Annotated in this window: 27 protein-coding genes and 1 rRNA gene; 16 read left to right on the forward strand and 12 right to left on the reverse strand. The window is 44.6% G+C overall.

Features of this window, described 5'->3' with window-relative positions:
- Positions 1 to 97: 97 nt before the first annotated feature.
- The 4 genes from C232_RS0109915 to C232_RS0109930 are packed head-to-tail and all read left to right on the forward strand — an operon-like array spanning position 98 to position 4,416.
- Positions 98 to 1,177: a DUF871 domain-containing protein gene (locus C232_RS0109915; RefSeq protein ID WP_235801536.1), complete on the forward strand. Its 1,080-nt coding sequence runs from the start codon at positions 98 to 100 to the stop codon at positions 1,175 to 1,177.
- The gene (gene murQ, locus C232_RS0109920) at positions 1,177 to 2,064 is read left to right on the forward strand and encodes an N-acetylmuramic acid 6-phosphate etherase (protein ID WP_018663867.1); all 888 of its coding nucleotides are present in this window, start codon (positions 1,177 to 1,179) and stop codon (positions 2,062 to 2,064) included. Before C232_RS0109915 ends, murQ begins: the two co-directional genes overlap by 1 nt.
- 20 nt (positions 2,065 to 2,084) lie before the next feature.
- Positions 2,085 to 3,584 carry a PTS transporter subunit EIIC gene (locus C232_RS0109925; protein ID WP_018663868.1) on the forward strand — a complete coding sequence of 500 codons (1,500 nt, stop codon included), beginning with the start codon at positions 2,085 to 2,087 and terminating at the stop codon, positions 3,582 to 3,584.
- Entirely contained in the window at positions 3,547 to 4,416 is an 870-nt protein-coding gene (locus C232_RS0109930) for a MurR/RpiR family transcriptional regulator (RefSeq protein WP_235801537.1), read from the forward strand. Before C232_RS0109925 ends, C232_RS0109930 begins: the two co-directional genes overlap by 38 nt.
- Before the next feature lie 66 nt (positions 4,417 to 4,482).
- Here C232_RS0109930 and C232_RS0109935 read toward each other — a convergent pair whose 3' ends face one another.
- On the reverse strand, positions 4,483 to 5,562 hold the full coding sequence (locus tag C232_RS0109935; protein WP_026314565.1) for an FUSC family protein: 1,080 nt from the start codon (positions 5,560 to 5,562) through the stop codon (positions 4,483 to 4,485).
- A gap of 457 nt (positions 5,563 to 6,019) precedes the next feature.
- On the opposite strand from C232_RS0109935, the gene C232_RS0109940 reads away from it, so the two are divergent.
- A complete protein-coding gene (locus tag C232_RS0109940; RefSeq protein WP_018663871.1) occupies positions 6,020 to 6,295 on the forward strand; it encodes a YqhV family protein in 276 nt (91 codons plus the stop codon).
- Positions 6,296 to 6,342: 47 nt separating this feature from the next.
- On the opposite strand, the gene C232_RS0109945 is transcribed toward C232_RS0109940, so the two are convergent.
- On the reverse strand, positions 6,343 to 6,729 hold the full coding sequence (locus tag C232_RS0109945; protein WP_018663872.1) for a hypothetical protein: 387 nt from the start codon (positions 6,727 to 6,729) through the stop codon (positions 6,343 to 6,345).
- A gap of 154 nt (positions 6,730 to 6,883) precedes the next feature.
- Here C232_RS0109945 and C232_RS18525 point away from each other — a divergent pair, with 154 nt between their 5' ends.
- Positions 6,884 to 8,164 (forward strand): MFS transporter, encoded by a 1,281-nt coding sequence (locus C232_RS18525; RefSeq protein ID WP_155891561.1) that lies wholly within the window; start codon positions 6,884 to 6,886, stop codon positions 8,162 to 8,164.
- Positions 8,165 to 8,193: 29 nt separating this feature from the next.
- Here the strand turns inward: C232_RS18525 and C232_RS0109955 are convergent, their stop codons facing one another.
- From C232_RS0109955 to C232_RS0109970, 4 genes are all read right to left on the reverse strand, one after another.
- Positions 8,194 to 8,844: a YitT family protein gene (locus C232_RS0109955; RefSeq protein WP_018663874.1), complete on the reverse strand. Its 651-nt coding sequence runs from the start codon at positions 8,842 to 8,844 to the stop codon at positions 8,194 to 8,196.
- A 177-nt stretch (positions 8,845 to 9,021) separates the two neighbouring features.
- Positions 9,022 to 9,816 carry an ATP-binding cassette domain-containing protein gene (locus C232_RS0109960; RefSeq protein WP_018663875.1) on the reverse strand — a complete coding sequence of 265 codons (795 nt, stop codon included), beginning with the start codon at positions 9,814 to 9,816 and terminating at the stop codon, positions 9,022 to 9,024.
- Positions 9,817 to 9,882: 66 nt separating this feature from the next.
- Positions 9,883 to 10,665 carry an aliphatic sulfonate ABC transporter permease SsuC gene (gene ssuC, locus C232_RS0109965; RefSeq protein ID WP_018663876.1) on the reverse strand — a complete coding sequence of 261 codons (783 nt, stop codon included), beginning with the start codon at positions 10,663 to 10,665 and terminating at the stop codon, positions 9,883 to 9,885.
- A complete protein-coding gene (locus C232_RS0109970; protein ID WP_018663877.1) occupies positions 10,662 to 11,663 on the reverse strand; it encodes a sulfonate ABC transporter substrate-binding protein in 1,002 nt (333 codons plus the stop codon). The genes ssuC and C232_RS0109970 overlap by 4 nt, the downstream gene beginning before the upstream one ends.
- A gap of 192 nt (positions 11,664 to 11,855) precedes the next feature.
- Here C232_RS0109970 and C232_RS19775 point away from each other — a divergent pair, with 192 nt between their 5' ends.
- Complete coding sequence (locus C232_RS19775) at positions 11,856 to 11,996, forward strand: hypothetical protein (protein ID WP_018663878.1); 141 nt, start codon at positions 11,856 to 11,858, stop codon at positions 11,994 to 11,996.
- Positions 11,997 to 12,045: 49 nt separating this feature from the next.
- Here C232_RS19775 and C232_RS0109980 read toward each other — a convergent pair whose 3' ends face one another.
- Positions 12,046 to 13,338 (reverse strand): glutamate-1-semialdehyde 2,1-aminomutase, encoded by a 1,293-nt coding sequence (locus C232_RS0109980; RefSeq protein WP_018663879.1) that lies wholly within the window; start codon positions 13,336 to 13,338, stop codon positions 12,046 to 12,048.
- Between the two features lie 223 nt (positions 13,339 to 13,561).
- On the opposite strand from C232_RS0109980, the gene C232_RS0109985 reads away from it, so the two are divergent.
- From C232_RS0109985 to arcA, 5 genes are all read left to right on the forward strand, one after another.
- Positions 13,562 to 13,966, forward strand: coding sequence for an ion channel (locus tag C232_RS0109985; protein ID WP_018663880.1), 405 nt, complete (start codon positions 13,562 to 13,564; stop codon positions 13,964 to 13,966).
- Between the two features lie 91 nt (positions 13,967 to 14,057).
- The gene (bcp, locus tag C232_RS0109990) at positions 14,058 to 14,510 is read left to right on the forward strand and encodes a thioredoxin-dependent thiol peroxidase (RefSeq protein ID WP_018663881.1); all 453 of its coding nucleotides are present in this window, start codon (positions 14,058 to 14,060) and stop codon (positions 14,508 to 14,510) included.
- 358 nt (positions 14,511 to 14,868) lie between these two features.
- Entirely contained in the window at positions 14,869 to 15,423 is a 555-nt protein-coding gene (locus C232_RS0109995; protein WP_018663882.1) for a cob(I)yrinic acid a,c-diamide adenosyltransferase, read from the forward strand.
- Positions 15,424 to 15,584: 161 nt separating this feature from the next.
- Positions 15,585 to 16,031: a peroxide-responsive transcriptional repressor PerR gene (gene perR, locus C232_RS0110000; protein WP_169338751.1), complete on the forward strand. Its 447-nt coding sequence runs from the start codon at positions 15,585 to 15,587 to the stop codon at positions 16,029 to 16,031.
- Positions 16,032 to 16,264: 233 nt separating this feature from the next.
- A complete protein-coding gene (gene arcA, locus C232_RS0110010; protein WP_018663885.1) occupies positions 16,265 to 17,557 on the forward strand; it encodes an arginine deiminase in 1,293 nt (430 codons plus the stop codon).
- Positions 17,558 to 17,755: 198 nt separating this feature from the next.
- On the opposite strand, the gene C232_RS0110015 is transcribed toward arcA, so the two are convergent.
- From C232_RS0110015 to alsR, 4 genes are all read right to left on the reverse strand, one after another.
- Entirely contained in the window at positions 17,756 to 18,445 is a 690-nt protein-coding gene (locus tag C232_RS0110015; protein WP_018663886.1) for an LrgB family protein, read from the reverse strand.
- Positions 18,436 to 18,819, reverse strand: coding sequence for a CidA/LrgA family holin-like protein (locus tag C232_RS0110020; protein WP_018663887.1), 384 nt, complete (start codon positions 18,817 to 18,819; stop codon positions 18,436 to 18,438). The genes C232_RS0110015 and C232_RS0110020 overlap by 10 nt, the downstream gene beginning before the upstream one ends.
- Positions 18,820 to 18,942: 123 nt before the next feature.
- Entirely contained in the window at positions 18,943 to 19,605 is a 663-nt protein-coding gene (locus C232_RS18530) for a GntR family transcriptional regulator (RefSeq protein ID WP_018663888.1), read from the reverse strand.
- Positions 19,606 to 19,862: 257 nt separating this feature from the next.
- Positions 19,863 to 20,759: an acetoin biosynthesis transcriptional regulator AlsR gene (gene alsR, locus C232_RS0110030; protein WP_018663889.1), complete on the reverse strand. Its 897-nt coding sequence runs from the start codon at positions 20,757 to 20,759 to the stop codon at positions 19,863 to 19,865.
- A 232-nt stretch (positions 20,760 to 20,991) separates the two neighbouring features.
- Between alsR and alsS the strand changes: the two genes are divergently transcribed.
- Together alsS and budA are read left to right on the forward strand one after the other, a co-directional pair.
- Complete coding sequence (alsS, locus tag C232_RS0110035; RefSeq protein WP_040400073.1) at positions 20,992 to 22,647, forward strand: acetolactate synthase AlsS; 1,656 nt, start codon at positions 20,992 to 20,994, stop codon at positions 22,645 to 22,647.
- Positions 22,648 to 22,746: 99 nt separating this feature from the next.
- Positions 22,747 to 23,502 carry an acetolactate decarboxylase gene (budA, locus tag C232_RS0110040; RefSeq protein WP_018663891.1) on the forward strand — a complete coding sequence of 252 codons (756 nt, stop codon included), beginning with the start codon at positions 22,747 to 22,749 and terminating at the stop codon, positions 23,500 to 23,502.
- A gap of 53 nt (positions 23,503 to 23,555) precedes the next feature.
- Here budA and C232_RS0110045 read toward each other — a convergent pair whose 3' ends face one another.
- Entirely contained in the window at positions 23,556 to 23,909 is a 354-nt protein-coding gene (locus C232_RS0110045; RefSeq protein ID WP_018663892.1) for a YgzB family protein, read from the reverse strand.
- A 147-nt stretch (positions 23,910 to 24,056) separates the two neighbouring features.
- On the opposite strand from C232_RS0110045, the gene C232_RS0110050 reads away from it, so the two are divergent.
- Positions 24,057 to 24,929 (forward strand): nucleotidyltransferase-like protein, encoded by an 873-nt coding sequence (locus tag C232_RS0110050; protein ID WP_018663893.1) that lies wholly within the window; start codon positions 24,057 to 24,059, stop codon positions 24,927 to 24,929.
- Between the two features lie 227 nt (positions 24,930 to 25,156).
- Positions 25,157 to 25,378 (forward strand): 16S ribosomal RNA (locus tag C232_RS0110055); the annotation flags it as partial.

Raw genomic sequence — 25,378 nt, forward strand, 5'->3', positions numbered from 1 at the left:
TTTGTCAAGGTATGAAACATAATTTCCTTTTTAAATATAATAATCAAAAAATATTGAAATTTCATTTCAGAAAATATATAATGGCTTCAAAGGAGGGATGCACAGATTGCTTGGTTTTTCGATTTACTTGAATGAAGATTGGTCTGTTGAAAAAGAAGACTTTATAAATGACATGGCAAGTATTGGCTTTAAAGGCATTTTCACATCTCTGCACCTGCCGGAAGATGATGCTTCCAAATACGGAGAAAGATTGGCGCCATTGCTGAGCGCCGCAAAACATAACGGCCTGAAACTGATGATTGATATTTCAGGAGATGCCCTTCACCAGATTGGGCTGTCAATCCGGGAACCTGAACAAATCGTTGAAAGCGGGATCAGCGGGCTGCGTTTGGATGACGGGTTTGAATTAAAAGATACTGCCCGGCTTTCCAACTATCTCACGGTCGCTTTAAATGCCAGTACATTAACGAAAAAAGAATTTGAACAGCTTGAACGCTATCATGCCAATTTCGGCAGGATGGAGGCCTGGCATAATTATTATCCCCGGCCTGAAACCGGGCTGGAAGAAAAGTGGTTTGGCGAAAAAAACGAATGGCTGAAAAGCAATGGATTTGCAGTTGCTGCTTTTGCGCCCGGAGATGGCAAATTGCGGCATCCTTTATTCGAAACACTTCCGACATTGGAAATCCACCGTTGCCAAAATCCCCTTGCTTCATCCTTATCGCTTTTACAGGATTATGGAGTGAATCATGTGTATCTTGGGGATCCGGGTTTGTCGCCGCATTCCCGGCGCCAATTTATTGAATATTTGAATAACCGGACCATCCTGCTGCATGCAGCGACTGCAGATGCAAAATGGCATGATTATATGTTTAAAGACCACGTCAATCGCGTGGATGTTGCAAAGGATGTCATCCGCAGCGAACGATCAAGGCGGCATAATAGGGATGCAAATATTCTGCCGGAAAATAACCGGCTGCGGAGAAAAGGAAGCATTACTTTGGATAATTATCTTTATGGCAGATATAAAGGAGAACTGCAGATCACGAAGCTCGAACTGCCTGCAGATGAAAAAGTAAATGTGATTGGGCAGATTGTTGAACATGATCTGCCGCTGCTTGAATTTATCCGGGCAGGAACGAAGTTTAAAATTACAGATCGTGCAGGTGGAAAGTGATGGAACTCGATAAGCTCGCCACAGAACAGCGCAATGAAAATACCATGAATTTGGATACATTGTCTACGATGGAAATTTTACAGAGAATGAATCAGGAAGACCAGACAGTGCCATTAAGTGTCCGGAAAGAACTCGGGCAAATTGAAAAAGTTGTCAAAGCTGTAATCCATTCATTTAACCAGGGCGGCCGCCTGATCTATTGCGGAGCCGGCACGAGCGGGCGCTTAGGCGTGCTTGATGCTGCCGAATGTGTCCCAACATTCAGTGCAGACCCGTCCATGGTGCAAGGCTTAGTTGCAGGCGGCGCTGCAGCGATGACGGTTGCAGTTGAAGGGGCGGAAGATTCTTTAAGCCTTGGGGAAGAGGATTTGAAAAAGATTCATTTAACAGACAAGGATACGGTGCTTGGCATTGCGGCAAGCGGCAGAACCCCGTACGTAGTCGGCGCGCTCGATTATGCCGGAAAAACAGGGGCCGTTACAGCCAGCCTTGCCTGCAATAAAAATGCGGTCATCAGCAGGCATGCAAAGATTCCGGTAGAAGTGGAAGTCGGCCCGGAAGTGTTGACAGGCTCAACAAGATTAAAATCCGGCACCGCCCAAAAGCTCGTTTTAAACATGATTTCGACTGCTGCCATGATCGGGATCGGAAAGGTTTATAAAAACTTGATGGTGGATGTCCGGCCGACAAATGATAAGCTTGTGGAAAGGTCGAAGTCGATTATTATGCAGGCAGCAGGGTGCAGTTATGAAACAGCAGCGCAGGCTTTACGGGCAGCAGATGAAAATGTCAAACTGGCAATTGTCATGGTCTTAACCAATCTCTCAAAAGAAGAGGCACAGAGTAAATTAGCGCAGGCGAAGGGCTTTATCAGGAAAATTATTTAATTTTCAGGGGGAAGGATAAAATGGCTGAAACGAAAGAGCAACGGCTGGCGGGTGAGATTTATGAAAATGTCGGCGGCATCGGAAATGTTGAAAAAATCATTCACTGCATGACGAGAGTACGCATGACCATTAAAGATTACAGTAAAGTGAACCTGGATGGGCTGAAAGCAATTGACGGCGTGCTGGGCGTGGTGGAAGATGAAACACTGCAAATTGTTTTAGGGCCCGGGATTGTCAATAAAGTTGCGAACATCATGGTGGCACAGGCCGGTGTAAAACTGGGTGAAAAGTTCCCAAATCATACGGCAAAAAAGGACTCTGGATTAACAAACCGCGAAATCGCGGAAGCAAGGGCAGCCGAAGTAAAGGCAAGGGAAAAAGCGAAACATAAGAATTCAGCTTTTAAAAATGCACTGAAATCGATTTCAAATATCTTTGTCCCGCTTATTCCGGCATTTGTCGGCGCCGGGATTATCGCCGGGATCGCCGCAATTTTTGCGAACATGATGACCGCCGATCGTCTCAGCCAGGATTGGGTGCCTATTATTACCACCTTAAATGTCATTAAAAACGGGCTTTATTCTTATTTGGTGATTTATGTCGGCATCAACAGTGCAAACGAATTTGGGGCTACGCCGGGCCTCGGCGGCATTATCGGGGGCACAACACTGCTGACAGGCATGAGTCCCGATGCGCCGCTGCCAAATATTTTTAACGGCGATGCATTATCGGCAGGACAGGGCGGTATTATTGGTGTGATATTTGCTGTATGGATTTTGTCGCTGGTTGAAAAATGGCTTCATAAAGTTGTACACAATTCTGTCGACATCATTGTTACGCCTACAATTGCGCTTCTTGTTGTCGGACTTTTTACAATATTTATCGTCATGCCTGTCGCTGGTGCGGTCTCGGGGGCACTGGTCGGATCGATTACCTGGCTGCTCCATGTCGGCGGCGCTTTTTCAGGATTTGTACTGGGGCTCTTCTTCCTGCCGATGGTCATGTTTGGCCTCCATCAGATTCTGACGCCGATCCATATTGAAATGATCAATAAAACCGGGGTGACGCCGCTGCTGCCGATTTTGGCAATGGCAGGCGCCGGGCAGGTTGGTGCCGCCCTTGCTTTATGGGTGAGGTGCAGAAAAAATAAAAAATTGGTGCAGCTGATTAAAGGGGCGTTGCCGGTCGGGATCATGGGCATCGGCGAACCCTTGATTTACGGGGTGACCCTGCCATTAGGGCGCCCGTTTATTACAGCATGTATCGGCGGGGGCATCGGCGGCGCTGTCATCGCCGGAATCGGCAATATTGGCGCCTTTGCGATTGGCACAAGCGGAGTGGATTTAATTCCTTTAATTGCCCACGGGCATTGGCTCGGATATGTGTTCGGGCTGCTTTCAGGCTATGCCGGAGGATTCATTGCCACCTATTTCTTCGGTATTCCGAAAGAGGCGCGCGCCGCAACAGAAGAAACTAAAGCGAGTGATCTGGTTGGAAGAAAACATTATTTTACAGATTAAATCCAAACTAGGCGATCTTTCAAAAACGGAAAAAAAACTCGGGGAATACATTCTCAGCCACTCGGTGGAAACGGTCAACGATAATACGAGCGAGCTGGCAAAGAAAGCCGGGGTCAGCCCGGCCACGATTGTCCGGTTTTGCCGATCCATCGGGCTGTCCGGATTTTCGCAATTAAAAATCAGGCTGTACGCGGATGCTTCCGGTGTTGACCGGGATATTTATACAGATATTACGTCAAATGAAGAGGTGCCGAAGATTGTAGATAAACTGGCGCTGCGATTTAATCAGTCAATCACGCAAACTGCAAATCAACTGGATACGGACTGTATCGAAAAGATTGCGGAAGTCCTGGATATATCCCCGGTCATCTATATCTATGGCCTTGGCGCGTCACATATTGCGGCCGAGGATTTTACACAGAAATTTTCGAGGATCGGGAAACCGGTTGTGAATATGCAGGATCACCATTTATTGGGGTCCTCACTAATCAATGCGGCGGAGGATTGCGTGTTTATCGCCATCTCTGACTCCGGGGAAACCATTGAAGCCATTAAATTAACCCGGATGGCGAAACAAAAGGGGCTGCTAACGGCTGGAATTACGCAGAAACGGGACAGCACGCTTGCCGGGATCGTGGATTATCCTGTTATTCACCATGGCGGGGAAGCAGTCATGTTAAGAAGCGCAGCCACAACCTCTCTTGCGGCACAATTATTTACAATTGATGTATTATATTATGCTTATGTGAATCAGCACTACCATGAAATCATGCGCCGGTTAAAGAACTCAAAAATGAATATCCAGGACTTTTTCCGCAAAGAAAACAGCTGAATCACAGGAAATCTTAAGTTGAAAAACGGAGGCCGGCTATACTGTGAATAGCCGGCCTTCCCATGTTTACTGGTCTTCTAACTCGTTAATATTCAATTCCGTTTTTTCTTTATGGTGCAGTTGGTATACTTCAATTAATTTCTCCAAGTGTTCCAGTTGTTCCTGATAGTCAACGAGCAGCGCAAGCAGGTTCATAATATGGTAGGATTGAAGATTAGCGCGGAATGACTCGTCTTTTAATTTATGGAGAAAAAGTTCCATCAGTTCATTCCGTTGTTCATCGCCTGTATCATTTTTTCTTGAGTGCCCTTTAACCTTTCCAAGGAACATCAGCAGCAGTTTTTCGTGCTCATTTACGAGGAATTCAAGCTGCTCCTGGATCATATTTTGAAAAGCATCCGGTAAATAGGCGATATCCGATTTGTACTGGTGCAGCCGTTTCAAAATAATATAGGTTAAATTTAGAATCGAAACCATTTCTTTATACAGAACGACCTTCCGCTGCGCATCAAACTTTCTTTTTTTTCCGTAGCTTTTTTCCTCTTTGAATAAAGTATAGAGCTGTTCCACTTTGTAAACGCGCTCTTTAATGGTCGGCAGCTCCTCTTTTAAAAGATGATAGTCCGCTTCCTGGCGCGACGTGATCCGGATAAACTTTAGCAGCTCCTCGGTCGCATGGGTGAGGCGGACAAAGAGTTTTGCCTCGTACTTCGGCGGCAGGAAGATCAAATTCACAAGAAATGAGCTGAATATCCCGATGAACAACGTGGCGAAGCGGACCCCGGCTGCCTGCAGGAAATTGGTGCCCGGCGTTTCCATAATGACAATCATCGTGACCAGCGCGAGGCCGACCGTATCATCCAGTTTCAGTCTCAGCATCAAAACGATGATGATGATCGATCCCAGCCCGACGATTAAAAAGTGGTTGCCAAAAGCCATTACTAAAATGGCGGCAAGCACGGCGCCGATAATATTTCCCTGCATCTGCTCAATGACTGATAAATAGGAGCGGTAAATGGTAGGTTTAATGGCAAAAGTGGCTGCAATCCCGGCAAAAACCGGAGACGGCATCTTTAATAATTGTGACAGGAACAAGGCAATGGTGATTGCAATTCCGGTTTTAAAAATACGGGCTCCAACTCTCATCATATACAATCCTTTCTCCATCATTCTATACAGGAATAAATGGTTATGCAAGAATACGAGCATTTATGAAGAATGCCGGACTTTCCCTTTATCCAAATCATCATTTTTTAAACCGGTTGCGAAACGGCATGATCCCGTTGCTTTAAAACGGATGGTTCGGACCGAATTTTGTTCGTCCTTTTAAAGGCAATTTAAAATATGCCCGCTGTTTATTATCAGTGTCCTGCATGTACGAAAGGTAATGTATATCGTAATATCACGGGCTGTTTAAGGGGGGTTTTACAGCAGCGTTTGGCGGTGACAGGCGGGGGCGGTTAGAGATCAGGGGAGAAATCGTTTTTATTCCGGCAACTGGATTTTTTCTCATTTGTCCCATTGCTTATCCTAAATCAGCATGTCCCTGAATATGTATAAGAATAAATACATGGGTCATTAACTGTTAAAAAGGAGTAGCGCGATGTTTTTTCTTATTGAAAAATATGTTCTGGGTATGGCGATGCTAAGATTGATTTCAGGCATGATTGAGATTACTGCGGCAATGTTGATGTTAAAATATAACCAGGTGGAAAAGGCGCTTGTAATAAACAGCTCTCTTGCCATTGTAGGCCCGATTGTTTTAATTACAACAACCTCACTTGGCATTATCGGTATAGCCGACAAAATATCCTTTGCAAAAATTTTGTGGGTTTTGACAGGTGTGGGCTGTATTATTTATGGAGTGAAAAGCAATTGAACACAATTTTATCCGGACCGAACTTTTTCCTCCCCCACATTCCCGGGTCATGGAAATACGGGCGAGAAACGTATGGTTTTTTCTATTTCAGTTAGTAAATGCCGCACCTCCCCGCCCTCCATAATATTGACATTGATTTCCTTGATTGCCGTTTCTTTTACAACATCCATCATTTTTTCCTCGGATCCGTCTTTTTCTACTACGGTTCTGTTTCCTGCCTGGTCTAAAATCCAGAACGTATACTGCAGTTTAGGATGTTCCTCGGGGAAACTGAAAAAGATAACAAAATGAATATTAAAATCCCGGTCAAAAAACTGCAGGATGCCGCGAAGATAGTTATGCTCATTTTTGGTAGACGATAATGAAACCCGAAACTGATGGTTTAATCCGATCTGCTCGATTTCATCTAAAATATACTCAATAAATAACTTCATTTCCACTTTTCCTCCTCATGCATGTGAAAAATAGCTTCCCACAATTAAAAAATAATATTCCGGCCCGGCTTACGGAAAAAATGCTTTCTTGAATCATGCATAGATTCGCATATTTCGGAAACGCTAACATAGCAAAATTTAAAATGGGGAGGGTATTATGGCAAGTAAACAAAATTCAGCCATGACTGTAGTTGCAATCGGATCGATTCCGTTGATCATGACACTGGGAAATTCAATGCTGATTCCCGTTTTGCCCAAAATGCAATCCGAACTCCACCTGTCATCTTTCCAGGCGAGTTTAACCATTTCGGTTTTTTCCATTGTGGCTGCTGTATTTATCCCGATCCTCGGTTATCTTTCTGACCGGTTTTCACGGAAAATCGTCATATTCCCGGCACTTTTTCTTTACGGTGCAGGCGGTATATTAGCCGGTTTGGCAGCGGCGTTCTTTTCCCATGCATTTGGCTGGATTATTGCAGGCCGGATTTTACAGGGGATTGGTGCTGCGGGAACTGCACCGATCGCAATGGCCTTAACCGGTGATCTTTTTAAAGGGTCGGAAGAGAGCCGGGTACTTGGACTGGTTGAGGCTTCAAACGGGTTTGGAAAAGTGTTGTCCCCGATTTTGGGTGCATTGATTGCAATTGTGGTATGGTATGGTACCTTTTTTGCCTTCCCGGTTGTCGTAGCTGTTTCCATTTTATTGACATGGATCTTTATTAAAGAGAAAGAAAAAAAGAAGGAACCGCCCAAATTCAGAAAATATGTAAAGGGCCTGGCAGGCGTTTTTAAAGAAGACGGAAAATGGTTATTAACGGCGTATCTGGCTGGAGCGACCTGTTTGTTTACGCTGTTTGGCATCCTTTTTTACCTGTCTAATACGTTGGAAACCAGGTATAAAATTGACGGGGTGATAAAAGGGCTGGTGTTAGCCATTCCATTGCTGGTGATGTGTACGACTTCCTATATTACGGGAAGTAAAATCGGGAAGAAACAGGGGCGGATGAAAAAGCTTATTGTGCTCGGCTTCATCTTGATGACGGTTTCGTATGCTTTGCTTACGTTTTTTGACAACCTGATCCCGTTTATCTCTGTCCTTGTGATCAGCAGTCTCGGTACAGGCCTTATCCTGCCTTGTGTGAACAGTTTTATTACAGGGGCGGTAGGGAAAGAAAAGCGGGGATTTGTGACTTCTCTTTACGGCTCTGTCCGCTTTCTCGGCGTGGCAATCGGCCCGCCTGTTTTCGGCAGATTGATGGAGTGGTCCAGGACAGGCATGTTTATGTCGATCGCAGGTTTTACTTTTGTCGTAGGGGTTTTGGCATTGCTGCTGATTCATACCAATCAAAATGGCGAAGAACAAGCTGGCGGGAAGAATAAAGGAAATAAACAAAAAAATAAACGAACCCTCTTAGAACCGGCAGGCGGCAGATAAGTCAGCAAAAAAGTGAATCATCAGATGGTTCACTTTTTTCGCCATCCCAGGGGAAGAAACGGAATTTTCAGCTGAATGGAAGCAAAGGAAAAATGATAGATCCAGGCAACCATTTTCGTCGAAATGTATTGGCATATGATGGCTTGTATCACAATTCTCCAATCAATGACGTACGCTGTAATCAGAAAAATAAGTCCATTGATGATAAAAAGAGGCTTCGCCGGATTCACTGTCCGGTATTTTGCAATGATTAAGGCGATGATTCCGATGCCGCCATTGGAAAAGCCATTCCGGATCAGAATTCCTACACCCAGACCTAAAATTATCGATCCGACTGCCAAATCCATCCATTCATTTGTAAATGGCGTGTCCCATAATACGTGAAAAATATTGACGGAAATCGATGTAATGGTAATTCCGATGAGTGTCCCCAATGCACTTGCGCCGCCTAAATAATAAATCGCGAACAACAGCATTGAAGAGTTAAGGAACCAGAGGGCGATGCTGAAGGGAATTTGAAACCAGTAATTGAATAGAACCGTTAAACCTCCGGCCCCGCCTGAAGGGATCGCATTTGGAAATAGAAAAACGCCCATGGCATAACCTTGAATCGCTGCCCCTGCAACAAGGTAAAAAAGTTTTCTATAAAGAAAAGGGTGATATTGGCGGTATTTTTTCAAAGAAACCATCCTTATTTTGAATTGAAATAGCTTTACGCTTATTACTATATGCTTGTGCAGCCAATAGAATGACGGCTTGGACGCATCATAAAGATGGCAGGATAGAATGCTCAAAAAAAATAAGCCCCGATTTGGAAAGGACCGTCCAAATCAGGGCTTATGATGCAGGCCGTTTTTCTAGTTTGTACCGGGAATCGAGTGGATGGAATAGCTCTTGTGCAAAATATTTCGATTGCTTGGAGGCATATTTTCCGTTATGCCCATGATCCGATTTCTGATTTGATTCACGATCGCCGCAAATGCTTCACGATCTCTTTGCCGCGGCCTGGGTAACTGAATCGGGACGTCTTGGGCGATACAGCCATCCTGCAGTAAAACAACCCTGTCAGCCAGTGCGACGGCTTCTTCAACATCATGGGTAACGAGCAGAGCGGTAAAATTGTTTAATTTCCTGATTTCCTCGATCAAGTTTTGCATTTCAAGCCTGGTAAGGGCATCCAGCGCGCCAAGCGGTTCATCGAGCAATAATAATTTTGGCTGGTGCATCAGCGCGCGAGCCAGCGCCACCCTTTGTTTTTGGCCTCCTGAGAGCTTTGCGGGCCATTCGTACAGGTAGTTTTCCAAGCCGACATGTTTTAAAACTTCTATCGCTTTCTGTTTGTGATTTCCTTTTAACCCCAGCTCAATATTGTCTATGACCCGCTTCCATGGCAGCAGGTGCCCATCCTGAAAAACCATGCATGCCTTTCGGTTCAAGCTTTCCAGCCGTTTTCCATCAATCAAAATCTGCCCGCCGCTTGGCTTCTCCAAGCCCGATAGGAGGCGCAGCAGCGTACTTTTGCCGCACCCGCTTTTGCCGACAATTGCAATAAACTCTCCTTTTTCTATATTTAAATTGACACTTTTTAGTACGTGCCTGTCTCCGTAATGCTTTTGTATATCCAGAATTTGCAAGAAATCATTTTTGACCACAGCCAATCCTCCAGTTCTGTTTATACCACCTTATCGGGCAAAACCGCCCACAGATGGAAGTTCAGTTTAAGAATGTTCCTGATAACTTGTATGCCATTTTAACCATCTTTTTTCAAAAAAACGGGCAATCGCATCAGACAGCTTACCGAAGAGGGCGTATAATAGTATGCTTAATAGAATAACGTCCATTTGCATAAACTCCCTCGCCGTCATGGCCATATAACCAATACCGGAAGTGGAAGAGATGGTTTCTGCAACAATTAAGGTAATCCACATGACCCCCAATGAAAATCTGATACCAACAAGAATAGAAGACAGGGCCCCGGGGAAAATAATGTGCGAAAACATAGAAAAACCTTTTAAACCATATATTTTTCCCATTTCGATTAACCCTTTATCAACCGATTTGATCCCGTGATATGTGTTCAGGTACACAGGAAACAAAACACCTAAAGAAACAAGGAATATCTTTGCTTCTTCTCCAATGCCAAACCACAATATGACAAGCGGGATTAACGCCAGGTGCGGAATATTCCGCAGCATCTGCACAGACGTATCGAGCAGCAATTCACTCGACCGGAAAAGCCCGTTTAATAAACCGAGCACAAACCCAATGCTGCCGCCTATCAGAAAACCCGTTAACGCTCTCCATAAGCTTACCCAAACATGATGCCCCAGCTCTCCAGTCTCTGCAAGCTTTACAGCGGCAACAAATACATCGCTGGGAGCCGGCAGTATTTTAGATGAAACAATCCCTTCTTTTGAAAAGACCTGCCAAACGATGATGAGTAAAATCGGGATGCCCCAGGGGATAAGCTTGCCGATGAGATTGTAAAGGAATTTATTCACTTTGCTTCATCCTTTTTGCTGAAGTGATGAACGCTCCCTTTAATCTTTACTTTTTGGGGAATCATCTTTAAATCATATAATGTGTCGGCAATTTTTTGCTGTTCATTTATAATTTCCGGTGTAAATTTATCCAAGCCGTATACGCGTCTTTCTACTGCTAATTTCATAGCTGATTTGTCAATGCCTAATGCTTTTGAAAGCATCTCTGATAACTCATCCCGGTTCTCGTTTGCCCAGGTGCTTGAGTGTTGGACTTCTTCTAACACGATTTGGACGATATCTTCATGTTTTTGTAAAAAGTCAGAAGTGGCGAGGAAAAAGTCGCGGTCGGTGGTGTACCCCTTTCCGTTCGTTAACATACGCGCATCATCGGATATTTCCGCATCAGCGGTGAACGGGTCCCATACTACCCAGGCATCAATTTTGCCTTGTTCAAATGCAACCCTTCCATCTCCCGGCTGTAAGTAAGCAGGCTTTATGTCCTTAAAAGCGATCCCGTATTTATCCAATGCTTTTACGATGAAATAATGGGAGCTGCTGCCTTTTGCAAAACCAATTGTTTTTCCATTCAAATCTTTAATAGATTGAATTGGAGAGTTCTTTTTTACAAGAATCGCCGAGCCTTTGTATTTTGTTTTCCCTGCGGCTACATACTTTAAAGTCGAACCGGATGCTTGCGCAAAAATCGGCGGTGAATCCCCGGTTCTTCCAAAATCGATATTCCCTGCATTTAAAGATTCAAGGAGAGCCGGTCCGGATTGAAATTCATGCCATTTCACTGTAATGCCAAGCGGTTTCAGCCTTTTCTCCAAATTGCCCCTTTCCTTTAATATAAGGAGAGGCCCGTTTTTTTGATAACCAATCCGAATCACCTGGCCGGACTTTTTCTTTGCACTGTTTTCTCCTGTACCGGAACAAGCTGCAACGATGATGGCAGACAGCGCCAACATGAAACTCAACCATACGGTCAATGCGCGTTTGCACTTTTGTTTTCCCAATTTGATGCACATCCCCTCATATCTAATCTCCATTGCCATATTGAACTTTCTTGCGGCATTCTATATAAATTATGCACAGCCACCTATTAGTTACCTGTACCGGGTAAAAAATTTTTAGGATTTCTTCTTTTTCTAAAGTATATTTTCAAGAGACTAAAATAGCAGCCTGGAATTTTCCAATCAGAGGAGGGGATGGAATGGGTCACAAACAAGGGCCGGGAAAAAGCACCAAACCGAAGACGACGCCTGGCCGCTGTCATGATCAGCCCGCCGTTTAAGCCGGAAAAAATAAAAGCACTGGCCCGGGGTGGGACAGTGCTTCGCTGCTTATAATTGCTTCAGGCGTTTTCCGGATGGACGGTATGCCCGAAGCATTATCATTTTAATCTTTCAGCCGGAAAAAAGCATGATCGGCTGCTTTAATCGTTTCCTGAATATCTTCTTCTGTATGTTCGGTCGTTAAGAACCAGGCTTCATACTTCGATGGTGCCAGGTTAATGCCCTGATTGAGCATCAACTTGAAGAATTTCCCGAACAACTCGCCATCTGAGGCTTCGGCTTGTTTATAGTTTTCAACTTTTTCATCTGTGAAGTATACGGTGAATGCACCGATCAGGCGATTGATTGTAATCGTGATCCCGTGTTTTTCAGCCGCTTCTAAAAGGCCTTTTTCAAGCATTTCACCAAGGCGGTCCAGTTTTTCGTACACACCGTCCTGCTGCAGCACTTCCAGGCAGGCGATTCCGGCAAGCATCGATGCCGGGTTGCCGGCCATCGTTCCGGCCTGGTACGCCGGGCCGAGCGGTGCGACTTCTTCCATAATCTCTTTGCGGCCGCCATAAGCGCCGATCGGAAGCCCGCCGCCGATAATTTTGCCCATCGCCGTTAAATCAGGTATGACGCCAAGCAGATTTTGCGCGCCGCCGTACATAAAACGGAAAGCGGTGATGACTTCATCGTAAATAACGAGCGTGCCGGCCTTGTGGGCCAGTTCATTGATGGCTTCCAAAAATCCCGGTTTCGGCGGCACAATTCCGAAGTTGCCGACAATCGGTTCGACAAGTACGGCGGCCACTTCATCGCCCCATTTTTCAAGCGCCTGCTTGAATGGTTCGACATCATTATACGGAACGGTGATGACTTCATTCGCGATTGCTTTCGTAACGCCGGCTGAATCCGGCATGCCAAGCTGCGATGGGCCGGAACCGGCGGCAACGAGTACCAGGTCGGAGTGCCCGTGGTAGCAGCCTTCAAATTTAATAATTTTGTCGCGGCCTGTATAAGCGCGTGCGACACGGATCGTTGTCATGACCGCTTCTGTGCCCGAATTGACAAAGCGGACTTTATCCATGGAAGGGATGGCTTCTTTAAGCATCTTTGCAAGCTGCACCTCAAACGGGGTCGGCGTGCCGTACAAGACACCGATATCGGCTGCCCGCTTAATGGCTTCGCTGATATGCGGGTGGGCAAAGCCGGTAATGATTGGCCCGTATGCGGCTAAATAATCGATATAGCGGTTATCGTCAACATCCCAGAAATAAGCGCCTTTCCCGCGTTTCATGGCAACCGGTGAGCCGCCGCCGACTGCTTTATAGGAGCGGGACGGGCTGTTTACACCGCCGACGATATGCTCCAGTGCTTCCTTATGTAATGCTTCAGAGTTTGTAAAATTCATTTTCTAACCTCCTGCGATTGCTTTATTCGATCAATTTAAAATCCACAGCTATTTGCACAAATTCCATTTTAGCCTTCGAATTCACCCACGTCCAGTGGAAATAGCCAGCCGTCTGTCATAACCGGAAGCGGACGAGCGTAAAATGGAAGAGAAAATGCGCTGAACGAACGATACAAAAGCAAAACGGTTTTCTCCGGGCATTCTGGAAAAAGGGGTATACAAAATGTTTTTTATTCTCGGCATTCTTGTGCTGTTCTGTATTGTAATGAGCCTGCGTACCCTGTTTTATCCAACTTTACGGCGCTCCAAACAGCTTTCATTTGCTGATTTCCTCTTTCTTGCATTTACCTACTGCAACATCATGATCGGTTTTGGCCTTCTCTATTTGATTCTTGATATGATGGGAATTCCAATTGCACTCGACCACGGCAGGCTGATGGAAGGCCATGATTTTAAAACGCTGCTGGATTATATGTATTTAAGTGCGGTAACCTTGTTTTCTGTCGGCTTTGGCGATGTGGTGCCAATCGGGGCGGCCCGTATTTTGGCCGTGGCCGAAGCTTTGATCGGCTATACGATCCCTGCTGCCTTTGTTGTAAAATCTGTCCTGGATACCGGGAAAAAGTAACGCCCCGCTGATAGAAGTTTCACTTTACATTTGCAATTGGCTGCTAAAATCAGGTACGCTAGAAGAAAAGCAGAAAAAAGGGTGATGACAGATGGCTCCGGACTTTACGCTCCCGGAAACAAACGGGAAAACCGTAACCTTATCGAATTTTCGCGACAAAAAACATGTCGTGCTTTATTTTTATCCAAAAGATATGACACCGGGCTGTACTACGGAAGCCTGCGATTTCCGTGACTATAACGAACAATTCTCAGCACTGGATGCGGTTATTATTGGCATCAGCCCCGACCCGGTTGAAAAGCATCAAAAATTTATGGAAAAACACGGGCTGCCGTTTTTGCTGCTTTCAGATGCGAACCATCAAGTGGCGGAACTTTACGGCGTATGGAAATTGAAAAAGAATTTCGGGAAAGAATATATGGGGATCGAACGGTCTACCTTTGTAATTGATAAAAACGGGGAGATCGTGAAGGAATGGCGGAAAGTGAAAGTAAAAGGCCATGTGGAAGAAGCACTGGCCTATATCAAAGAAAATTTAGCCTGACTATGCCTATTTTTAAGAAGCAATGGCTTTTGTCCATTCCAAATATGCCCGCGTACATACCTTATAGTAGGGCATACCTCCTCAAGAATAGTCTCATTAGGACCGATTCATTCGGTCTTTTTTTATGGCATATCAGCGCGATTTATGGTACAAAAGCTTTATATGGTTCCAAAAATACACCGAAAAGGACCGGGTGTTTTGAAGATTGCAACCAGGCGGGTAAATCCAGCCTGTTTTAACCGCTCCTTCCAAACCTTAATTGTCAGACGGAATGGATATTTTTGAACACCATCTACATACTTATTTAAAGAACGGTACGGATTATCAGAACAGGATTGATTTGAAAGAGGGGATGAACATGCGGATTTATACGAGATCAGGAGATAAAGGGACCACTTCGCTCGTTTACGGGACGAGGGTTCCCAAAAACGATGCAAAGGTAGAAGCTTATGGCACATGTGATGAAACCAATTCTATGATCGGGCTTGCCCTGAGCCACTTGCATGCTGAGGAATTTCCGGAAAAAAAGGAAATTGAAGCCGTTTTCCACCGTATCCAGACCATTCTATTCCATGTGGGGGCAGAACTGTCGACGCCTGCCGGTAAGAAGGTGCAGTGGAAGCTGAAAAAAGAATATATTGAAGAACTCGAAGCCGTGATTGACAAGTGGGATGCAGAATTGGCGCCTTTAAAAATGTTTATTCTGCCGGGCGGCCATCCTGCCAGCGCTGCCATGCATGCAGCCCGGACGGTTGCGAGACGGGCGGAACGGAAAAGCGTAGCGGTTGAGGATGTTCATCCGTTCGTGCTGGCATTTTTAAACCGGTTATCCGATTTTCTTTTTGTTGCCGCCAGATATATCAATCATTGCCTCGGGGTTGAAGAGCAGCCGCTCCATCCATTGCAGGAGTAATTGAGAAATGAATAAATTTTTACATGAAAATCATAGTAATAAGGAAGCTTAAAGATAACGTTTTGCTTCATTTTATTTGACAAACCCCCCGATTTTTTTGTAAACTTTTTATAAAGATTATAAATTAATAATGATAATTGTTAGAAAAGAGGTGCATGGCGGTGTCAGAGCATCATTTGAAAAAAGCACTGGAAACGTTAAAAGAGTCAGGTGTCCGAATCACCCCTCAGCGTCATGCGATACTGGAATATTTAATTCAATCCATGTCACACCCTACAGCCGATGAAATTTACAAGGCACTGGAGGGAAAATTCCCAAATATGAGTGTCGCTACTGTTTATAATAATTTGCGCGTTTTCCGGGAAATTGGTTTAGTAAAAGAACTGACTTACGGCGATGCTTCAAGCCGTTTCGATTTTGTGACATCCAACCATTACCATATTATTTGTGAAGACTGCGGGAAAATTGTGGATTTCCATTATCCGGGTCTGGATGAGGTAGAACAGCTTGCCTCGCAGGTGACTGGTTTTAAAGTAAGCCACCACCGTATGGAAGTTTACGGTACTTGCCCCGAATGTTTGAAAAAACACAGCTACGTCAAAAGTTGAATTCCATGGTTTTCACCCGGTGAACTGGCCTGTACCAGTTCTTTTTTTTGCCTAAAATTTGAAAGCAAACCTTTAACAAGACATTCCATTTTAAAAATAATCCCGGACAGCTGCTGCCTTTTGCCCCCTGCTTCATCCATCAATCTGTTATGATAAAGATAGATGAAAAAAGTTTCTGTAAAAACAAAAAAATCCGGATTACGCTCCGAGCCGTAAATGAGGAGGTACAGAAGATGGAAAACCCGTCCAATATCCCGCTGGAAAAAACGACTGGAAACAGGAAACATCCCCTGCATATCACATCCGAAATCGGTACGTTAAAAACAGTTCTGCTCCACCGCCCGGGAAGAGAAGTTGAAAATTTGATCCCGGATCATTTGGAAAGGCTTCTTTTTGAAGATATTCCTTTTCTGCCCGCCGTACAAAAAGAACATGACTTTTTTGCTGCCACGCTGGAAAAACGCGGCGTTGAAGTCTTGTATCTTGACCGGCTGGCGGCGGAATCGTTGAAGGACGAAGGTGTGCGCGAGCAGTTTATCGACCAGTTCCTGGCTGAAAGCAATGCCAATATATATGGGACTTTTCATATTTTAAAAGAATACTTGCTTTCCATGCAAGTCGTGGAAATGGTGCGTAAGGTCATGGCCGGTATCCTTAAAACTGAAATTGCGAGAGAAAAAAAGAAACATCTTTATGAATTTGTCACCGATTACGATCCGTTTTATACGGATCCGATGCCGAATCTTTATTTTACCCGTGATCCGGCTGCTGTGATAGGAAACGGCATCACGATTAACCGGATGCGCGAAGAAGCCAGGCGGCGCGAATCCATTTTTATGGAGTATATTCTCAAATACCATCCGCACTTCTCCGGCTGTGAAATTCCGGTTTGGCTCAACAGGAACGAGCGGTTTTCGATTGAAGGCGGGGATGAGCTGGTTTTAAGCCGCGATACGGTGGCCATCGGGGTCAGCTCAAGGACTTCAGCCAAGGCAATTGAAAATTTGGCTGTCCAATTATTCCGGCGCCAGGAAAATATCCGGACCGTCGTAGCGGTTGAAATTCCGAAATCAAGAGCGTTCATGCATTTGGATACGGTGTTTACCATGGTTGATCATGATAAGTTTACCATTCACCCGGCCATTCAGGGACCGGATGAAAAAATGAGGATTTATCTATTGGAAAAATCCGCTGGCGATGGCCACATCGTCATCCGTGAAAGAAACCATTTAGCCGCTGCATTAAAAGAAGTGCTGCATTTGCAGGAAATTGACTTCATTCCATGCGGCGGGGGTGACTTTATCGCGTCTGCACGGGAACAGTGGAATGACGGGTCCAATACGCTGACAATTGCGCCCGGTGTAGTGGTTACATACGACCGCAACTATGTTTCCAATGAAATGCTCAGGCAGCATGGCATTGAAGTAATTGAGGTATTAAGCTCTGAATTATCGAGAGGGCGCGGGGGCCCGCGCTGTATGAGCATGCCGCTTGCAAGGGCGGACTTGGAATCCGGCAGTTCTTAAATTTGCAGGAAGAATCCCGCCGAAAAGCGGGAAAACGCTATAAAAATATATTTCAGTATAAATCATGAGGTACGTCCATTTTGCCAGACAAAAAAGTCCAATTTCCAAAAAGCAAATAAGGAAATTGGACTTTTCTTTTGTCATGTTATTGGATTCTTGCATGCAAAGTAAGGTTGATTTTATTTGTGATCGTGTTTCTCAAATGTGAAACAGCCACACAACGACCGGTCCTAAAAAGGAGCCGAGGATTGCACATAGAGCCATTGTAACAGAACTCACCGAAAAGGTCAGTTCACTATATTCGGCAGCTTTAGAAGTTCCTATGGCATTTGATGTACTGCCAAATGCGATGCCTCTGCCAATGGGGCTATGTACACGCAGTAATTTAAAGATAGCAGGGGCGGCTATTACACCAAAGATCCCCGAGATTATCACACCGACAATGACCATTGAGGCATTTCCTCCCAAACCTCTGGCCACTTCAATTGCAACTGGAATCGTAAGAGATTTAGGAAGAATGGAAAGAATCAGCTCATGATTGATTCCGAGGATTTTAGCCAGAAGGCCAACGCTCACCATGCCGGAAAGGGTACCGACCAAAACCCCTCCTAATATGGGGAATAAGTAACGGGTTAAAAAATGCCGCTGTTTATACAGAGGATAAGCAAGTGCGATAACGGACGGACCTAAAAGAGAACTAATCCATTGCCCGCCAATCATATAGCTTTTATAAGGAATATGAAACATTAAAAGGATAATGATGATAAGCGCAGTTGCCGTTAAGGCGGGAAGTAAAAAGGAGTAAGAATACCGTTTGTAAATTTTAGTCATCACAAAGTAAACGGCAACGGTTAATAAAATCATGCCTAATGCGAATATTAGCTGCATTCTTTTTCATCCCTTCTTTTTTGTACTGCTTTTTCAAAAAATTGGCCTGCCCTTCCTGCGATTGCGATGGAAATGAAGGTACTTAATAGCACAGCTAAAACAAGCAATGCACCATGAATAGAAAGTAACGAAGAATAATTCATGATCCCAACTGTTGTGGGTACGAATAATAGCATTAATATACTTAGCAGAAAGCCTGCTCCATTTTCAATCCACTTTACCGGAACGATTTTTAAACATAAACAAATGAAAAGTAATAGAAGTGCAATGATACTTCCTGGAAGGGCGAGATGGAAAAAATCGTGAATCGCATTTCCGATGAAGAAAAAAATATATAAAAAACAAATTTGCAAAAAGACGATCAAAAATTTCATGATTGCATCACTCCTCTATTTGGGGAGTCAATTCCCCTTTTTTGTTCAAAACTTGAATAAAAAATGATGTCTTCCTTCGCCCAAAAGATACGGTCTGTGAATTTCACCGTTTCATCCTTCCATTCACTCCTTAAGATTTGCTGTTTTCGTTATAATTGTGTTGTATATGTTATGAAGATGGCTTAACATTGCCTCTTTTGTTTGGCTTAGATTCCTTGCTTTTAACCCCTCAATAATGAAGTGATGTTCGTTATAAGCCTCATCCAAGCTTTTTCCTGCCTGTAATGCAGTGAATCGGTACCAATTAAAATGGTCTGTAAGGTTTTGGATTAATTTAAATAGCCGATGATTTTGACTTGACTCTGCCAGGAACAAATGAAAGGCTGAATCACAGTACAGAAACTTTAAAGGTTCTTCCTTGGAGTCATATAGTTGTTTATCGATCTTCTCAATTTTATCGATTGTTTCGTCATCCAAAAGAGGAATGAGCAGCTCAATGGCCAGTACTTCGTTAGCTTTTCGAAGTTGGAAAACGTCATCCACATCCTGCCTGTTGATGGTTTTGACAAAAATTCCTTTTCTTGGTACAGATTGAACCCAACCTTCCAGTTCCAGCTGCTGTAAAGCCAATCTCAATGGTGTACGGCTAATTCCAAGGCTTTCACTAAGTGAACGTTCATTTAACATCGATCCAGGGTCAATTTCGTGTTGAATAATTCCTTTTTTAATTTCTTTATATGCATGATCTTTAAACAATTGGGGTTGTTCTGCCTTTAAAAAACTCATTCATTTTCATCCTTTATTAATGGTGGTCAGGCCTTAATAATTTTTCAGCCTGGTTAATACATAAAAAAGAAACCCGGCATCTGGGATCCCAGATGCCAGTGAAAACAGTATATCATTTGTTGCGTCTTTACACAACGCTTTAGAGAATAGAAGAACGCGGAGCCGAGGGTAAAAAACCATGGACAATGGAGCAGGGACAATAAAGCAGAGTGGTTGCGCTTAGAAATATAAAAAACCCAATCAGTATTTTCTCCGCATTAAAGCCCCGTAAATTCTTCTGTAACCCGGCTTGAAATATTTAAGAAATTGGCAAGGGCCGGGTTATTGTCTGCTTTCCGGTAGGCAATGGAAAGTACCGCACTGAGCGGATGGCCTTCAATTTCCCGGTACACAAGATCAAGGTTAAATAATTTTTCGGCTGTCTTGGGCAGCACGCCGATCCCGATTCCCGCTGTGACAAGCCCGACGACCATTTGATATTCGGTCGCTTCCTGGACAATCTTTGGCGTGAAATTTGCATCGTGAAAAACAGACAGGAATTCATCGTACAAGCCCGGCCAAATGTCCCGTGAAACCACAACAAACGGGATGTCAGCCAAGTCATCAATTTGAATTGTTTTCTTTAGGGCGAGCGGATGGTTCTTTGGAATTGACAAAGCGGCTGCCCCTTTTTGAATGACCTTAGTGGCAATCAATGGATCCTGAATCGGCGGGTGCAGCAGACCGACATCAATTTCTTTCCGATGCAAAGCCTTCATTTGGTCCGGCGTCGATAATTCATGAAGGGACACCGCTGTCTTTGGGTACTTCAGGCGGAACTCGCGGACGACCGCCGGCAGGATATCGTATGTCGCAGAACCAACAAAGCCCACAACTACATTTCCAAATTCCCCGCGGTCAGCGCGCTGCGTATTTTCAACTGCCCGCTCCAACTGTTCAAGCACTTGCTTGACTTCTTTTAAAAAGATTTTTCCCGGGATTGTCAATTCAACATGGCGCTTGCTGCGGATAAAAAGCTCAACTCCGATTTCTTCTTCCAGCTGCCGGATCTGCTGGCTGAGCGGGGGCTGCGTCATTTGCAGCCGTTCAGCTGCCTTCCCGAAATGGAGTTCTTCTGCTACGGTTAAAAAATAATGAAGATGGCGCAGTTCCATGGTCTGCATCCTCCCTTTCTGTTCAATTAATATTTCCTATATATTAATACTATGGCAATAATATATTTTAAACATTTGAAAATGTGGTGTAAAGTATAGATATAAACAAGATGGCTCAGCCTAATTGTGAACATTATTTCCTATTGCAAGCAGGAAAATGTTCGATAACGGTTTCCGGCCATGACTGGATTATGAATGGGGAGTGAGGGAATTGGCAAATCAAGCAAATACAATGAATCAAACAGCAGCCGACCTTGTTGTCGATTGCTTGGTAAAACAAGAAGTTCCTTATGTTTTCGGGATTCCCGGTGCAAAAATCGATGCTGTGTTTGATGTACTCAAGGACCGCGGCCCTGAACTGATTGTCTGCCGCCATGAGCAAAATGCAGCTTTCATGGCAGCTGCGGTCGGGCGCTTAACAGGAAAACCCGGCGTCTGCCTTGTCACAAGCGGGCCGGGTGCCTCAAATTTGGCAACAGGCATTGTTACCGCCAATACAGAAGGCGATCCGGTAGTGGCGATTGCAGGTGCGGTGCCAAGGGCGGACAGCTTAAAGAAAACCCATCAGTCGATGGATAATGTGGCATTGTTCCAGCCGATTACAAAATACAGCGCCGAAGTCGTCCATCCGGATACCGTACCGGAAGTGATGACCAACGCATTCCGTTCGGCAGCCTCCGCCCAGGCCGGTGCCGCTTTCATCAGTTTTCCGCAGGATGTCCTGTCAGCTCCGGCATCTGTGAAGGCTTTAGGCCCGCTGCCAAGCCCGAAATTGGGAAAGGCATCTGAAGAAGCCGTGAACGAAGCAGTGCAAGCGATTCAAAATGCAAAACTGCCGGTGATTTTAGTCGGTATGCGTGCAAGCCGCCCGAAAGTCGTGGCAGCTGTCCGTTCTTTATTGAAAAAAATCGCGTTGCCGGTTGTCGAAACATTTCAGGCTGCAGGCTTGATTTCACGGGAATTGGAAAACCATTTCTTCGGCCGGATCGGATTATTCCGTAACCAGCCGGGGGATATTCTGCTCGAACATGCGGATGTTGTGCTGGCCATTGGCTATGATGCAGTAGAATACGATCCGAAATACTGGAACGGCGAAGGGGAAAGAAAGATCATTCACCTTGATGAAATTCTTGCAGATATTGACCATGATTACCAGCCTGATATCGAGCTGGTTGGCGATATCGCTTCAAGTGTTGACAGTATCAAAGAAAAATTAGGGCACTTAAATTTGAGCGGAAAATCGCTGGAACTGCTGCAGCACCTGCGCAATAAATTGAATTTGCGCGATGAGCCGTCTGAAAACTCCAATTCAGATCTTGTCCATCCGCTGCAATTCATCAGGGATCTTCGTTCTTTAATCGATGATAATGTAACCGTCACTTGCGATGTCGGGTCACATTATATTTGGATGGCAAGGCATTTCCGTGTATACGAACCAAACCGTCTGTTGTTTTCAAACGGCATGCAGACATTGGGTGTCGCACTGCCATGGGCGATTGCAGCCACATTGATCAATCCGCATGAAAAAGTCGTCTCTATTTCAGGCGATGGCGGCTTCCTGTTCTCCGCAATGGAACTTGAAACAGCTGTCCGCCTGAAGTCTCCGCTTGTGCATATTGTATGGCGCGACGGATCATATGATATGGTGGCTTTCCAGCAGCAAATGAAATATAGCCGTACATCAGGCGCCGACTTTGGTCCGGTAGATATTGTAAAATATGCGGAAAGTTTTGGTGCAAAAGGTTTGCGGGTAAATAAACCTGATGAACTGATTTCTATTCTCCAGGAAGGCCTAAATGCTGAAGGCCCTGTGGTTATTGATGTTCCGGTTGATTACAGCGATAACCTTGAACTTGCAAAGAAATTATTGCCGGATCAATTGGTTTAAGAAGTACGTACAGATGGTTTGCCGGACGCGCCGGGTTCTGCGGCGTTCGGCTGCTTCACCGGTTTTTGCAGCCAAATCATAAGGGAAGAGGGGATATGTATGAATATTGCCGAAAAAAATGCAAGTATCGATGAACGTGCAACACGCTCGATGAACGAAGTCTATCAACTGTCGACGATGACATCGCTCCTTGACGGGGTTTACGAAAGTGACATGACTTTTGCCAAACTGAAAAAATTCGGGGATTTCGGCATTGGCACATTTAATCATTTGGACGGGGAATTAATTGCTTTTGACAACCAGTTTTACCAATTAAAATCAGGTACCGCTAAGCTTGTTGAACCGGACGACAAATCGCCGTTCTGCTCATTAACCCACTTTACAACGGACATTACCTATAAAGTGGATGGACCGGTTACACGGGTAGAGCTTGAAAATTTAATCAAAGATCTGGTGCACAGTGAAAACCTGTTTTACGCGATTCGTGTTGACGGCGTATTTAAGGACATGAAAACAAGGACGGTTTCGTACCAGGATCACCCGGTTCCGATGACGGAGGCAGTTAAATCTCAGCCTGTCTATTCATTCCAGAATATAAAAGGGACACTCGCCGGTTTTTGGACGCCGATGTTTGTACAGGGGATCGCTGTCGGCGGCTTCCATCTTCACTTTATTGATGACGCGCGCACAGGCGGCGGCCATGTGTTTGATTATGTGCTTGATTATGGCACAATCCAAATCAGCAAGAAGACGAATATGAATCTTGAGCTCCCGGAAACAGAAGCTTTCCTGAACGCCAATCTGTCCCGTTCGGATCTTGCGGATGAACTGGAAAAAACGGAAGGATCCAATTAAACATCTTAAATGAGTAAGAAAAGGGACTGCCTCTAGCGGCAGCCCCTTTTGCACTATTCCCCCTTTTTTTTGCGGTTGTACGCCTCGTTAAATTCTTTACCATCCAACTCCGGATCCAATGTCAGCGGCTCGCTGCAATGCATGCAAATATCCACACGTCCCAATAGCTTCGTTGGTTTTTGGCAATTTGGGCAAACAACCTGTACGGCTTTAACCGACAGCATCCCGATCCAAAAATAAACGGCCGTGCTAAAGAGAATAAACAGCATGCCGAGCACCATGAATACAGTCATGGCAACCGGATGCGCCCGAAAGAACAAACCGGCGTACATCACGATAAAGCCGGCAAAAATCAGACTCAAAGCAAAAGTTCGAATTTTATTGATTTTACTTGAATATTTCGCCAACTCCATCCCCCTCTCACTTTAAATATAACATAACTGGAAAAAAATAAAGGAATGCAATATACTGAAATTTGTTGCTAAAATTTGCAGGTGATTTTCCGTAAATTATAGAATTACGTATGAACGGTAAAAATGATGGAGGAATGCCCCATGAAGGATATTCTCAGGCCGATATATCAGGAAAGGGCTAGCCAGCAGAATACCCTTTCAGTACTATATATCGAGAAAAGGACAGAAGAAGATACAGCCACCAATTTGTTTGATGCCATTCTGTTCACCGTGGTCAAAGAACAGGAACAGCCTGTTTATGTGAAGCATTACCGCTACGAAGACAAAAAAGCGGCGCTGTATGTTGTCAGTGAAGCACAGTTGAAAGACTGGCTCCTGTCCGGTTCAAACAGTAAGATGATAGAGTGGATTACAGAAGGCGTCATTTTATTTGACCGTAATGAGTATATGGTGCAATTAAAAAATGATGTCCGGGATTTTCCTTTTGATGAACGCAAGATGAAAATCGGGACCGAGTTTGCTAAATTGATCCGCAGATATCTGGTTGGAAAGGACTTTTTCAACCATCAGCAATACCTGGATGCATACAGCCATATTATCCATGCTTTACACCACCTGGCGCGGCTTGCGGTTATCGAAAACGGCATCCATCCCGAAACGACCGTTTGGAATCAGGTCAAGCAAGTCGATCTGCAAATCTTCAAATTATACGAAGAGCTGGTGACCAGCCGGGAATCACTGCAAAAACGCCTTGAACTCCTGTTTCTTGCAAGTGAATTTCTCATCCACTCCAGAACACCACTGGGCGCCCGGCATCTATTGGAACTGATGGAACAAAAAGAGGAATGGACAATTGATGAGCTCCTGAACCATCCCAGCCTTCAACCGTATCACATCGACTTAACGGTTTTACTTGAATTTCTGCTGGATAAAAACTTTATAGAAGAAGTGATCGTACCGACAAAAGGCCCCGAGATTTATCATCGCCACTACCGTGCGGCAAAAAAATACTAAAAAATATTCATTTTGGTATTGACGTATAATAAATAAATTGGTATATTAATATACGTCGCTGCTGATAAAGTTAAAAAGCGATGAGAAATAAAAAAGCTGTTGACAAAGATTTATTATTAGGGTATAATAATTAAGTCGCTGTCATAAGAACAGCAATAAAGATTGTTCCTTGAAAACTGAACAAAACAAAACGTCAATGTTTATTTTATGAGCTTTTATCAAACATCTTTATGGAGAGTTTGATCCTGGCTCAGGACGAACGCTGGCGGCGTGCCTAATACATGCAAGTCGAGCGGACTCTTTAAAAGCTTGCTTTTAAAGAGTCAGCGGCGGACGGGTGAGTAACACGTGGGTAACCTGCCTGTAAGACTGGGATAACTCCGGGAAACCGGGGCTAATACCGGATAAGTTTTTCCTCCGCATGGAGGAAAAATAAAAGATGGCTTTTG

Origin of the sequence: Heyndrickxia acidiproducens DSM 23148 (assembly GCF_000374345.1) — a bacterium.
GTDB classification, from domain to species: Bacteria; Bacillota; Bacilli; order Bacillales; family Bacillaceae_C; genus Weizmannia; species Weizmannia acidiproducens.

Bases quoted from the DNA above. Each gene is read 5' to 3' on its own strand.
- C232_RS0109915 (WP_235801536.1), top strand. From the start codon at position 98: ATGCACAGATTGCTTGGTTTTTCGATTTACTTGAATGAAGATTGGTCT.
- murQ (WP_018663867.1), top strand. From the start codon at position 1,177: ATGGAACTCGATAAGCTCGCCACAGAACAGCGCAATGAAAATACCATG.
- C232_RS0109925 (WP_018663868.1), top strand. From the start codon at position 2,085: ATGGCTGAAACGAAAGAGCAACGGCTGGCGGGTGAGATTTATGAAAAT.
- C232_RS0109935 (WP_026314565.1), bottom strand. From the start codon at position 5,562: ATGAGAGTTGGAGCCCGTATTTTTAAAACCGGAATTGCAATCACCATT.
- C232_RS0109940 (WP_018663871.1), top strand. From the start codon at position 6,020: ATGTTTTTTCTTATTGAAAAATATGTTCTGGGTATGGCGATGCTAAGA.
- C232_RS0109945 (WP_018663872.1), bottom strand. From the start codon at position 6,729: ATGAAGTTATTTATTGAGTATATTTTAGATGAAATCGAGCAGATCGGA.
- C232_RS19775 (WP_018663878.1), top strand. From the start codon at position 11,856: ATGGAATGGGTCACAAACAAGGGCCGGGAAAAAGCACCAAACCGAAGA.
- C232_RS0109980 (WP_018663879.1), bottom strand. From the start codon at position 13,338: ATGAATTTTACAAACTCTGAAGCATTACATAAGGAAGCACTGGAGCAT.
- C232_RS0109985 (WP_018663880.1), top strand. From the start codon at position 13,562: ATGTTTTTTATTCTCGGCATTCTTGTGCTGTTCTGTATTGTAATGAGC.
- bcp (WP_018663881.1), top strand. From the start codon at position 14,058: ATGGCTCCGGACTTTACGCTCCCGGAAACAAACGGGAAAACCGTAACC.
- C232_RS0109995 (WP_018663882.1), top strand. From the start codon at position 14,869: ATGCGGATTTATACGAGATCAGGAGATAAAGGGACCACTTCGCTCGTT.
- arcA (WP_018663885.1), top strand. From the start codon at position 16,265: ATGGAAAACCCGTCCAATATCCCGCTGGAAAAAACGACTGGAAACAGG.
- C232_RS0110015 (WP_018663886.1), bottom strand. From the start codon at position 18,445: ATGCAGCTAATATTCGCATTAGGCATGATTTTATTAACCGTTGCCGTT.
- C232_RS0110020 (WP_018663887.1), bottom strand. From the start codon at position 18,819: ATGAAATTTTTGATCGTCTTTTTGCAAATTTGTTTTTTATATATTTTT.
- C232_RS18530 (WP_018663888.1), bottom strand. From the start codon at position 19,605: ATGAGTTTTTTAAAGGCAGAACAACCCCAATTGTTTAAAGATCATGCA.
- alsR (WP_018663889.1), bottom strand. From the start codon at position 20,759: ATGGAACTGCGCCATCTTCATTATTTTTTAACCGTAGCAGAAGAACTC.
- alsS (WP_040400073.1), top strand. From the start codon at position 20,992: ATGAATCAAACAGCAGCCGACCTTGTTGTCGATTGCTTGGTAAAACAA.
- budA (WP_018663891.1), top strand. From the start codon at position 22,747: ATGAATATTGCCGAAAAAAATGCAAGTATCGATGAACGTGCAACACGC.
- C232_RS0110050 (WP_018663893.1), top strand. From the start codon at position 24,057: ATGAAGGATATTCTCAGGCCGATATATCAGGAAAGGGCTAGCCAGCAG.